The 10421-nt window shown below is 73.9% G+C and carries 11 protein-coding genes; 4 read left to right on the plus strand and 7 right to left on the minus strand.

The annotated features are described in order from the left end of the window. Positions 1–3: 3 nt before the first annotated feature. From ACQRUO_RS06310 to ACQRUO_RS06340, 7 genes are all read right to left on the minus strand, one after another. The gene (locus ACQRUO_RS06310; protein WP_428314728.1) at positions 4–414 is read right to left on the minus strand and encodes a VOC family protein; all 411 of its coding nucleotides are present in this window, start codon (positions 412–414) and stop codon (positions 4–6) included. A 53-nt stretch (positions 415–467) separates the two neighbouring features. Then, positions 468–1268 carry an alpha/beta fold hydrolase gene (locus tag ACQRUO_RS06315; RefSeq protein ID WP_428314729.1) on the minus strand — a complete coding sequence of 267 codons (801 nt, stop codon included), beginning with the start codon at positions 1266–1268 and terminating at the stop codon, positions 468–470. A 120-nt stretch (positions 1269–1388) separates the two neighbouring features. Continuing rightward, positions 1389–2108: a MerR family transcriptional regulator gene (locus ACQRUO_RS06320; RefSeq protein WP_428314730.1), complete on the minus strand. Its 720-nt coding sequence runs from the start codon at positions 2106–2108 to the stop codon at positions 1389–1391. A gap of 65 nt (positions 2109–2173) precedes the next feature. Continuing rightward, entirely contained in the window at positions 2174–3211 is a 1038-nt protein-coding gene (locus ACQRUO_RS06325) for an isopenicillin N synthase family dioxygenase (RefSeq protein WP_428314731.1), read from the minus strand. A gap of 430 nt (positions 3212–3641) precedes the next feature. Further along, on the minus strand, positions 3642–4007 hold the full coding sequence (trxA, locus tag ACQRUO_RS06330; RefSeq protein ID WP_428314732.1) for a thioredoxin: 366 nt from the start codon (positions 4005–4007) through the stop codon (positions 3642–3644). A 28-nt stretch (positions 4008–4035) separates the two neighbouring features. Beyond that, a complete protein-coding gene (locus tag ACQRUO_RS06335; protein WP_428314733.1) occupies positions 4036–5589 on the minus strand; it encodes a dihydrolipoyl dehydrogenase family protein in 1554 nt (517 codons plus the stop codon). 74 nt (positions 5590–5663) lie between these two features. Then, a complete protein-coding gene (locus ACQRUO_RS06340) occupies positions 5664–6578 on the minus strand; it encodes a lysylphosphatidylglycerol synthase transmembrane domain-containing protein (protein ID WP_428314734.1) in 915 nt (304 codons plus the stop codon). 237 nt (positions 6579–6815) lie between these two features. Here ACQRUO_RS06340 and ACQRUO_RS06345 point away from each other — a divergent pair, with 237 nt between their 5' ends. The 4 genes from ACQRUO_RS06345 (at position 6816) to ACQRUO_RS06360 (ending at position 10041) form a co-directional block, all read left to right on the plus strand. Further along, the gene (locus ACQRUO_RS06345; RefSeq protein ID WP_428314735.1) at positions 6816–7472 is read left to right on the plus strand and encodes a hypothetical protein; all 657 of its coding nucleotides are present in this window, start codon (positions 6816–6818) and stop codon (positions 7470–7472) included. A 159-nt stretch (positions 7473–7631) separates the two neighbouring features. Further along, positions 7632–8471, plus strand: a complete 840-nt coding sequence (locus tag ACQRUO_RS06350; protein ID WP_428314736.1) for a thioredoxin domain-containing protein — start codon at positions 7632–7634, stop codon at positions 8469–8471. Next, a complete protein-coding gene (locus ACQRUO_RS06355; protein ID WP_428314737.1) occupies positions 8468–9118 on the plus strand; it encodes a vitamin K epoxide reductase family protein in 651 nt (216 codons plus the stop codon). Before ACQRUO_RS06350 ends, ACQRUO_RS06355 begins: the two co-directional genes overlap by 4 nt. A 455-nt stretch (positions 9119–9573) precedes the next feature. Continuing rightward, positions 9574–10041 carry a DUF4232 domain-containing protein gene (locus tag ACQRUO_RS06360; RefSeq protein WP_428314738.1) on the plus strand — a complete coding sequence of 156 codons (468 nt, stop codon included), beginning with the start codon at positions 9574–9576 and terminating at the stop codon, positions 10039–10041. Positions 10042–10421: the final 380 nt, after the last annotated feature.

The following is a 10421-nucleotide window of genomic DNA, read 5'->3' on the forward strand; positions in this document are numbered from 1 at the left end:
GGTCTACTTCACCTCGTTGATGCGGACCATGGTGCCCGCCGGATCGCGGAAGGCGCAGTCGCGGACGCCGTACGGCTGCTCGGTCGGCTCCTGGAGCACCTCGGCGCCACCCTCCTTGAGCCGGGCGAAGAGGCCGTCGAGGTCGGCGGTGGCCAGCACGATCCGGGCGTAGCTGCCCTTGGCCATCATCGCCGCGACGGTGCGGCGCTCCTCCTCGGTGGTGCTGGGGTCCATCGCCGGCGGCTCCAGCACGATGGAGGTGTCGGGCCGGTCCGCCGGGCCGACGGTGATCCAGCGCATGGCGCCGCCGCCGACGTCGTTGCGCACCTCGAAGCCGAGCAGGTCGCGGTAGAAGGCCAGCGAGGCCTCCGGGTCGGTGTGCGGGAGGAAGGTCCAGTGAATGCTGATGTCCATGGGCTTCACGCTAGCTTCGGCCCCAAGAGCTGCGCTTCTCGAATCCTGATCGATCAGAGCGTGGCGAGGAACGTGCGGACCGCGGCGCCGAAGGCAACCGGGGCGGTGGTCGGCAGCAGGTGGTCGCCCTCGAGCTCGGTCACGGTGGTGTTCGGGCGGCGCTCGGCCATGGCGTCCACCAGCTCGGCCGGCAGCACGCCCGCGGTGGCGTTGACCAGCAGGGTCGGGCAGTGGCCGGCCGACCACTCGGACCAGTGGTCGCCGTGCACCAGCTCCTCCGAGTCGTACATGTCCTTCGGGTGGAAGGGCAGCCGCCAGCTGCCGTCGGGGTTCTCCCGCAGCCGGTCGGCGAAGTACGGAGCCGCGGGGCCGAGGCCGGCGATCAGCGCCTCGCGGGTGGCCTCCTGGTGGGGGAGGTGCAGCAGGAAGGCCAGCGGGTGGGGGCCGTGCTCGTCGATGGCGGCCGGGCCCTCGGTGTTGATCAGGGCGCTGACCCGCTCGGGGTGGCGGGCGGCGAACTGGTAGGCGTTGATCGCGCCGAGCGAGTGGCCGAGCAGCACGACGGGGCCCAGGCCCAGGTGGTCCAGCAGGGCTTCGAGGTCGGCGAGGTAGCCCTGGCGCGAGTAGTCCGCGGCGCGGTCGGACTCGCCCTGGCCGCGCTGGTCGGGGGCGATGACCCGCCACTCGGGGCCGAGCGCCGCGGCGAGGGCGGCGAAGGTGGCGCCCTCCGAGAGGTGGCCGTGCAGCGCGACCAGCGGGCGGCCGGTGCCGCCGAAGTCCAGGTAGGAGAGCCGGCGGCCGTCGACGAGCAGCTCGTGGCGGGTGGCGGTGGCGGGCGTGAGTGCGTGGTTCATCGCGGGGTCCCCCTCAACGGTTCGGGTTGATGGGCATGACCCTACTCGCGTCTTGGACGCTCGTGCAATACGTATGTCTAAGTCAGATGTCTGGATCGGATGTCTGATCGTGGCGCCGACTCACCCGCCGTCCCGGTCGGCCAGCTGTTCCGCCAGTGAGCGGTGGAAGGCGGTCACCACCGCCTGGGTGAGCAGCGGCTCGATCCGGGTGGAGAGTTCGCGCATCCGGTCCACCTCGGCCGGGTCGGCGCCGCTCTCCCGGAACGGCCGCCAGAAGGACTCCCGGAAGAGGCGGTCGAGCTCCCGCGCGGTGGCCCGGCTGTGCAGGCGCACCACGGCGCGGGCGGCGACCAGGGTCTCCAGCGGGATCGGCAGGTCGAGGATCCGGGCGCCGAGGCGGAGCAGGGCCGGCTCGACCCGGAACGCCTCGGGCGCCTCGGTGCGGTGCAGCGCGCCCATCGCGACCAGCCGGTCCAGGTCGGCGTCCGTGAGCCGGCGACCGACCCGGCGGGCCAGCTCCTCGACGCTCGCCTCCTCGGTGCTCTCCGGGGTCCAGGCGGCGACCAGGGCGCGGTGGATCGCCAGGTCCAGGGTGCTCAGGTCGGACGGGAGACCGGCCAGGTAGCGCTCGATGGCGGCGAGCGTGAGGCCCTGCTGCTGGAGCTCCTCGATCAGCTCCAGGCGCTCCAGGTGCTCGGGGCCGTAGAGGCCGACCCGGCGCGGGCCCAGCTCGGGCGGCGGCAGCAGGCCGCGGCCGCTGTAGAAGCGCAGGGTGCGCACGCTCACCCCGGCCCGCGCGGCGAGTTCGTCGACGGTGAGCCGGGGTGGCGTGGTGGTCATGGGTGCTCCGGGTGTGCCAGTGCTGCTGTGACAGCACCAGTGTCACCCGGCCGGGCGTCCGCGCACTAGCTCGCCGGGCGCAGCAGGTCCGCGTGGTAGCGGCGGGCGACCTCCGGGTGGGCGCGCAGGTAGCCCTTCAACTCGTTCCGGCCGAATTCGGCGTAGAGCGGGTTGGCCGGGTCCTCGGTCGCGCCCGGGGCGTGGTGCGCGTGCGGGAAGTCGAGCGGGGCGATGTGGGCGTCCAGCCGCGGGTTGTAGAAGAACGGCACCGAGTACCGCTCCCGGGCGCCGGGGGGACTGACCACCCGGTGGTTGGTCGCCTTCAGGTAGCCGTCGGTGGCCACCTCCAGCAGTTCGCCCAGGTTGACCACGAAGGCACCCGGCTTGGGCGGGACGTCCAGGAAGGTGCCGTCCGGCATCTCGACCTGCAAGCCGGGCACCTCGTCGGTGAGCAGCAGGGTCAGGAAGCCGTAGTCCTTGTGCGCGCCCACCCCCTGGCCGGATCCGTCCGGGCCGCTGCCGGGGTAGCGCACCAGCTTGAGGCGCAGGTGCGGGCGGTCGGCGAAGGCGTCGTCGTAGAAGTCGGGCTTGGCGCCGATCGCGGTGAGCAGTTCGTGCAGCAGGCGTTCGGCCACCGTGCTCAGGCGCTCGATCCAGGTCAGCGCGGCGGCGCGCAGCTCGGGCAGCTCGGCCGGCCACTGGTTGGGGCCCTCCAGCCACCAGTAGGCCGGTTCGCCCGGCTGCGGGCGGTGCTCGGGCAGCTCGGTGCCGATGTCGAGCTGGTCACGCCAGTCGCTGCGCCCGCCGGTGTGCTCGGTGCCAGTGCGGGTGTAGCCGCGGAAGTGCGGGGAGTTGAGGTTGCTGACGGCCAGCCGCTCGGCCTCCGGGAGCGCGAAGAAGGCGCGCATCGCGGTGCCGAGCTCGGCGGTCTCCTGCTCGGTGATGCCGTGGCCGACCAGGTGGAAGAAGCCGACCTCGGTGGCGGCCCGGAGCAGCTCGGCGTGGAGCGCGGCCCGCTGCTCGGGGGTCCCGGAGGCGGCGGCGAGGTCGATCACCGGGAGGGCGGAGGTGGAAGGAGAAAGGGGGGTGTGCTGCTGCGACATGAGGGTGACATCCGCTGGATAAGCCCGGTCGGGCCCGGCGGTGGCCGGGTGCAGCGGGGACGCGGCGGAGATGGCGCGGCGCCCCCGGGGCCGGGGTCCGGAAAGTGAGGGAGATCGGGGTCAGCGGGAGCGTCGACAGGACATGCTCGTGACGCGGAGCAGGTCCACGTGGCGGCGGCTGACGAGAAGGAGCACGTCCACCAGGTTAGATGGCCCACGGCGGGGGTCGGGTTGTGATCTGCATGACAGGCGATTATCCGAGCGGGCCCGCCAGTCGTCGATAACCAGAATCGGACAGTCTTTGGCGTGATCGCGCCACGACACGGGAAGGCCGCGACCGGCAGGCGCCGCGTCACGGCCGGCGACCGCCGCGCCCCGGGACGTCGGAGCGGCCGACTTCCCGGGCACGAGCGCCCCCCGCCCGGCCTGCTCAGCCCTGCTGCTCACTCGCGATCTTCTGCCGCACCTCGTCCATGTCCAGCTCGCGGGCCTGCCGGATCACGTCCTCCAGCGCCGCCGGGGGCAGCGCCCCGGGCTGGGCGAAGATCAGCACGTTCTCCCGGATGATCGCCAGGGTCGGGATCGAGGTGATCTGGAAGGCGGCCGCCAGCTCCTGCTGCGCCTCGGTGTCGACCTTGGCGAAGACCAGGTCGGCGTGGGTCTCGGCGGCCTTGTCGTAGACCGGGGCGAAGTTGCGGCACGGACCGCACCAGGCCGCCCAGAAGTCGATCAGGACGAAGGAATCGGCGTTGACGACTTCGTCGAAGTTGTCCTTGGTGAGTTCCACGGTAGCCATGCCCGGCTCAACCCCGAGCGCCGGACGGCTATTCCGTGCCCTGCCCGTCCCGGTACGCCTCCAGCAGCCGCAGCCACACCTCGCTCACCGTCGGGTACGAGGGCACCGCGTGCCACAGCCGGGCGATCGGCACCTGCCCGACCACCGCAACCGTCGCCGCGTGCAGCAGCTCGCCCACCCCGGGGCCGACGAAGGTCACCCCCAGCAGCACCTCGCGCTCCCGGTCCACCACCATCCGGGCCCGCCCCCGGTAGTCGTCCGCGGCCAGCGAGGCGCCGGCCACGTGGCCGAGCTCGTAGTCCACCACCGTGACCCGGTGCCCCGCCCGCCGGGCCTGCTCGGCGCTCAGGCCGACGGCCGCCACCTCGGGCTCGGTGAAGACCACCTGCGGCACGGCGGCCAGGTCGGCGGTGGCCGCGTGCGGCCCCCAGGGCGCCGGATCGAGGGCCGCCCCGCGGGCCCGGGCGGCGATCACGGCACCGGCGATCCGCCCCTGGTACTTCCCCTGGTGGGTGAGGAGCGCGCGGTGGTTGACGTCCCCGGCCGCGTAGAGCCAGCCGCCCTCGACCCCGCGCACCGTGCAGTCGTCGGCCACCGCCAGCCAGTCGCCGTCCCGCAGCCCGACGCTCGCCAGGCCCAGCCCCTCGGTGCGCGGCGCCCGCCCGGTGGCGTAAAGCAGCTCCTCGGCCACCAGCTCGGTGCCGTCGGCCAGCCGCACGCCCACCACGGCACCGTCCCGCGCCACCGCCGCCACCTCGGCCCCGAGCCGCACCGTGACGCCCGCCGCCCGCAGCCCGGCCGCCACCAGCTCGCCGGCGAACGGCTCCAGTCGCGGCAGCAGCCCGCCGCCGCGCACCAGCAGCGTGACCCGGGCGCCCAGCGCCTGCCAGGCGGCCGCCATCTCGACGCCGACCACCCCGCCGCCGACCACCAGCAGCCGCTCCGGGACCGCCGGCGCGCTGGTCGCCTCCCGGCTGGTCCACGGCTTCGCCGCGGCCAGCCCCGGCAGGTCCGCGGGCAGCAGCGCCCGGCTGCCGGTGCAGACGGCGACCGCGTGCCGCGCGGTGAGCAGCTGCTCGCCGCCCTCCGGGGTGCGCACCAGCACCCGGCGCGGCCCGTCCAGCCGGCCGGTGCCGCGGACCAGCTCGGCGCCGATCCCGTCCAGCCAGGCGACCTGCCCGGCGTCCTTCCAGTGCGAGGCGAACGCGTCGCGCCGGGCCAGCACGGCCGCCGTGTCCAGCGCGCCGGTGGCGGCCTCGCGGGAGCCGGCCACCGCGCGGGCGGCGGCCAGCGCGGCGGGCGGGCGCAGCAGCGCCTTGCTCGGCATGCACGCCCAGTAGGAGCACTCGCCGCCGACCAGCTCGCTCTCCACCACGGCGGTGCGCAGGCCCGCGGCCCGGGTCCGGTCGGTCAGGTTCTCCCCGGTCGGCCCGCCGCCCAGCACGATCACGTCGTACTCGTCCGCCCGGTGGTCGGCGGCGGATCCGGCGGCGGACCCGGTCGCGGACCCGGTCGCGGACCCCGTTGCGGGCCCGGTCGCGGACCCGGTTGCGCCGGGGGAGGCCTGGTGGTCACTGGTCATGTGCGCTCCTCAGCAGCTCGGACGGCCGGGGCGCGGCGCGGTTCGCTGACGCCCCGTCAGCCATCCTGCGGCAGTCAGAGCGCCTTCTGCCGCTGCAACAGGCCGAACGCCGCCCAGCCGGGCAGCACCGGCAGCAGCAGGGTGATCAGCCGGAACAGCACCACCGGCGCCAGCGCCTGGTTGGTGCCGAGCCCGGTGGTGGCGGCCAGCAGGCCCGCGGTGAAGGTCTCCACCCCGACCACCCCCGCCGGGGTGGGCATCGCCGAGCCGAGCGCGTTGCCGAGCAGGAAGGCCACCGCGACCGCGGCGAACGGCGGGTCCCCGACGGTGGCCCGCACGCAGCAGTAGAGGCAGGAGATCAGGGTCATCGAGATCAGCAACTGCCCGAGCACCCCGACCGCCAGGTGCTTCGGGTGGCTGGCCAGGTAGCGCAGCCGGGGCAGGGTGCCCTCGGTCAGCGGCCGCAGCCGCACCAGCAGCCAGCGCCGCGACACCGGAACGGCCAGCGCCACCAGCGCCACCGCGCCCAGGGCGGCGCCGACCAGCAGGGTGAGCTGCTCGCCGCTGCCCGCCCCGGCCTGGTGGGCCGGCTGGAAGCCGGTGAGCCAGAGGAAGAAGGCCAACTGCCCCAGGTGCAGCACCAGGCCGAGCACCGCGCCCGCGCCCACGCTGGAGGCCGCCGGACCCGGGGCTATGCCGGCCCGCAGCAGCAGTCGGGTGTTCAGCGCCATGCCGCCGAAGCCGCTGGGGGCGACCAGCTTCACGAAGGAGCCGGCCACCTGGGCCAGGCCGGCCCGGACCAGACCGATCCGCTCCGGCACGAAGCCGAGGAACCCCATGGTCGCGGCCGGGTAGCTGGCCACCATCGCCAGCACCGCGAGCAGCGACCAGCCCGGATCGGCGTTCAGCACCAGGTCGGCCAGGTCCACCTGGGACCGGGTGCTCTGGAGGTAGAGCAGGAGGGCGAAGACCAGTGCTCCGGCCAACATGATCGCGGTACGCGGCCTGACCCACGCCGGCCTGCGTACCTCGCGCGTCTGCGGTATCCCCGATGTCACCGTCGCATGCTTTCATGTGAGCCTTGAGCGACGCCTGGGCGTTTCCGGACCACCCTCCGAGCCGTGTGGGCGGGCTTTCCAGGCACGGTGGGCGGCCCCGGCTCCTCAGACTTTCCTCACCTCCGCGCCCTCGTGTTCGCTCGGCGCGGCGTGGCATACTCCAAAACCGTGACCACCTGCCGCCTGACCCGGACGCTGCGCGCGACGCTCTTCGCCGCGCTGGCCGTTCCGCTGTCCGCGGCCGGCCAAGTCGTGGTCACCGGGCGGCCGCTGCCGCTGACCGTGGTGCTCGGCGCCGGGGTGGCCGTCTTCGTGCTGGCCGCCCTGCTGGCCGGCGCCGAGCGCGGCTTCCTGCAGATCGCCGCGCTGCTGCTGCCGGTCGAGCTGCTGCTCAACACCACCTTCAACCTGGGTCAGGACACCTGTGCCCGGCCCACCGGTGCGGCCCACCAGGGCGGTCACGGACTGGACCTCATGGTCTGTGGCGGCGGCCAGGTGGGCGGCGGCACGGGAGAGCTGGCGCTCGCCCCGACGCTGCTCGAAGTCGTGCTGCTGGGCGTGCACCTGGTGGTCACCCTGCTCGCCGCGTTCTGCCTGCGGCTGGCCGACGCCGCCCTGGTGCGGCTGCCCGAACTGATCGGCGCGCTGGCCCGGCTGGTGCCGGACGCGCTCGTCGCACTGCTGCTGCTCGCCCCGCTCCCGGCCCGCCCGGCGCCCGGTGCGCCGTTGCCGGAGCCCCGGCCCGAGCACGCGCCCGCCGAGGACCTGCCGCTCGCGCGCGACCGCCGCCGCGGTCCGCCGGCGTCCTTCGCGCTCGCCGCCTGAGCCCCGCCCGCCGCTCGTCCGGGACGTCGTCCGTCAAGGACCTCCTCGCGCGGGAAGTCGGGCCGGCCGCGAGCGCCGACGCCGCCCCTTCCCCCTTCGAGCGGCCGGCTCGCACCCGTGGGTGCGCGCCGAGCGACGCGGAACAGGACCGACCCAGCCATGAGCAACAAGCAGCAGAACAAGAACTCCGGCAAGCAGCAGACCCACGACCAGCGCAGCACCGCCCGCCGCGAGCGACTGCAGGCGGCCCGCGAGCAGGAACTGCGCGCCGAGAAGCGGCGCCGGCGGATCGTGGTCGGCGTCTCCTCGGCCGTGGTGCTGGGGCTCTGCGTCGGCGTCGCCGTGATCGTGAACAACGGCAACAGCCACAGCGGTGGCGGCGCGGCGGCGGCGAGCGCCCCGGTGGTCACCCCGGCCAACGCCGGCGGCCCGGGCGGCACCGTGATCACCTACGGCAACCCGAACGCCCCGCACACCCTGGACGTCTACGAGGACTTCCGCTGCCCGATCTGCAAGAAGTTCGAGACCACGGACGGCCAGACCGTGCAGCAGCTGGCGGACAACGGCACCTACAAGATCCAGTACCACCTGGCCGCCTTCCTGGACGACAACCTGGGCGGCAAGGGCTCGATCCAGGCCCTGGCGGCGGCCGGTGCCGCGCTCAACCAGAGCACCGCCGACTTCAAGAAGTTCCACGACGCGCTCTACGCGAACCAGCCGAGCGAGCAGACCGACGGCTACGGCGACGTCAACACCCTGCTCGACGTGGCCGGCCAGGTTCCCGGCCTGAAGACCGACGCCTTCGTCAACGCGGTCAAGGCCGACACCTACCTGCCCTGGGCGCAGAAGGTGGCCGAGGCCTTCAACACCAGCGGCGTCAACGGCACCCCGACCATGAAGCTGGACGGCAAGCAGCTGACCCTGTTCGACAACGCCGGCAACCCGATCACCGCGCAGCAGTTCACCGCGTTGGTGCAGCAGACGGCCGGCACCAAGTGACCACCGCCGAGAAGCTCGCGGGCAACGGCGTGCCCGCCGACGACGAGTTCGCCTCCCGACCCGATCCCGGGCGTGCCTACGCCTGGCTGCTGGTGGTCGCCGGGGCACTGGGGCTGGCCGCCTCCGCGATCCTCACCATCGACAAGATCGACCTCCTGAAGAACCCGCACACGGCGCTCAACTGCAACATCAACCCGATCATCGCCTGCGGATCGGTGATGACCAGCCGGCAGGCCTCGGCCTTCGGGTTCCCCAACTCGCTGCTCGGCCTGGTGGGCTTCTCGGTGGTGCTGGCCATCGCCTTCGGCGTGCTGGCCGGGGCGCGGTTCCGCCGCTGGTACTGGCTCGGCCTGCAACTGGGCGCCACGCTCGGGCTGATCCTGATCCACTGGCTGATCAGCCAGTCGCTCTACACGATCGGCGCGCTCTGCCCCTACTGCATGCTGGTCTGGGCGGTGACCATCGCGACGTTCTGGTACACCACGCTGGCCAACCTGCGCACCGGCGTGATCCCGGTGGGGCGCCGGCTGCGGCCGGTGGTGCGGGAGCTCAACCGCTACCACTGGGCGGTGCCGGTGCTGTGGTACGCGGTGATCGCGCTGATGATCCTGGGGCGGTTCTGGTACTACTGGAAGACGCTGGTCTGAAGATCCTGATCTGACGGGGTAGTTGGCGTGTGAGGAGGTTCCCGGGCGGCGGCGTCACAAGGCTGCCCGGGTTCTGCCACAGGCGTGTATCAGTGCGGATGGCGGACGCCGGTGCGGGCAACACTGTCGGTAGACACCCGATCTGTGTTGCGCCGAAGGAGTACGCCATGTCCCGCAGGCCCGCCCGGACCCCGATCACGGCCGCCGTACTGCTCGCCGCGGCCGCCACGTTCACGGTGGCGGGGTGCTCCTCGTCGTCGACGACCGGTGCCGCTGGTGCCGCGTCGACCCAGCCCCCGGCGGGCGCGGGAGCGGGGACCACGGCGCCGGCGGGCGGTTCGTCGGGCAGCAGCACGACCGGTGGGGGTAGCGCGACGGGTGGGGGGACAGGGGTCGGGCCCACCGGTGGGGGCGGCGCCAGCACCGGTGGGGGCAGCGGCAGCACTGGTGGCGGGGTGCCGAGCGCGGCGCCCACCTCGGCCGGGCTGCCGGGCACCCCGGCCGGGCCGGGCGCCTGCACCAGCGCGGAGCTGAGCGTCGCGCAGACCGACCCGAGCGTGGGCGCCGGGCAGTACTACTCCACGCTGGTGTTCACCAACACCTCCAGCCACACCTGCACCCTCGACGGCTACCCGGGCGTCTCCTACGTGGCCACCGCCGGCCAGCAGTCCGGCAACGCCGCCACCCGCACCGGCGAGACCTACGCCCCGGTGACCCTGGCCCCGCACGGCACCGCCAAGGCCACACTGCACGACGCCAACGGCATCAGCGGCTACGATCCCGGCCAGTGCCAGCTCAGCCCGGCCCAGGGCCTGCGGATCTACCCGCCCAACCAGAAGGCGGCACTCTTCCTGCCGTGGCAGACGCAGCACTGCGCGGGGCCGACCATCCACTCCCTGACCATCGGCCCGATCACCTCCTGAGGGGGTGGGGCTCGAGGCGGTAGCCGTCCGGTTTGGCGCTGCCCCGGCCTGTGGAGAGGCCTCCGGCCTGTGGCCGGGGGCCTCGTCGCTGCCCGGCCCGTGGGGAGGCCCGAGGCCGTGCCCAGCCTCTCCGGTCTACTCGGGTGTTGCCTCGGCCTGTGCTGTGGTCCCCGGCCCCGTGCCCGGGCCTCCCGTCCGTTCAGTTGCTGCCCCGGCCTGCGGGGAGACCCTCGAGCTCTGTGGCCCTGCGGCCCCGAGCCCTGCGGCCCCGAGCCCTGCGGCCCCGAGCCCTGCGGCCCCGAGCCCTGCGGCCCCGAGCCCTGCGGCCCCGAGCCCTGCGGCCCCGAGCCCTGCGGCCCCGAGCCCTGCGGCCCCGAGCC

The sequence above is a fragment of the Kitasatospora sp. LaBMicrA B282 genome (assembly GCF_050325825.1).
Taxonomy (GTDB): Bacteria; Actinomycetota; Actinomycetes; order Streptomycetales; family Streptomycetaceae; genus Kitasatospora.

Bases quoted from the DNA above. Each gene is read 5' to 3' on its own strand.
- ACQRUO_RS06350 (WP_428314736.1), top strand. From the start codon at position 7,632: ATGAGCAACAAGCAGCAGAACAAGAACTCCGGCAAGCAGCAGACCCAC.
- ACQRUO_RS06340 (WP_428314734.1), bottom strand. From the start codon at position 6,578: ATGTTGGCCGGAGCACTGGTCTTCGCCCTCCTGCTCTACCTCCAGAGC.
- ACQRUO_RS06335 (WP_428314733.1), bottom strand. From the start codon at position 5,589: ATGACCAGTGACCACCAGGCCTCCCCCGGCGCAACCGGGTCCGCGACC.
- ACQRUO_RS06320 (WP_428314730.1), bottom strand. From the start codon at position 2,108: ATGACCACCACGCCACCCCGGCTCACCGTCGACGAACTCGCCGCGCGG.
- trxA (WP_428314732.1), bottom strand. From the start codon at position 4,007: ATGGCTACCGTGGAACTCACCAAGGACAACTTCGACGAAGTCGTCAAC.
- ACQRUO_RS06325 (WP_428314731.1), bottom strand. From the start codon at position 3,211: ATGTCGCAGCAGCACACCCCCCTTTCTCCTTCCACCTCCGCCCTCCCG.
- ACQRUO_RS06310 (WP_428314728.1), bottom strand. From the start codon at position 414: ATGGACATCAGCATTCACTGGACCTTCCTCCCGCACACCGACCCGGAG.
- ACQRUO_RS06315 (WP_428314729.1), bottom strand. From the start codon at position 1,268: ATGAACCACGCACTCACGCCCGCCACCGCCACCCGCCACGAGCTGCTC.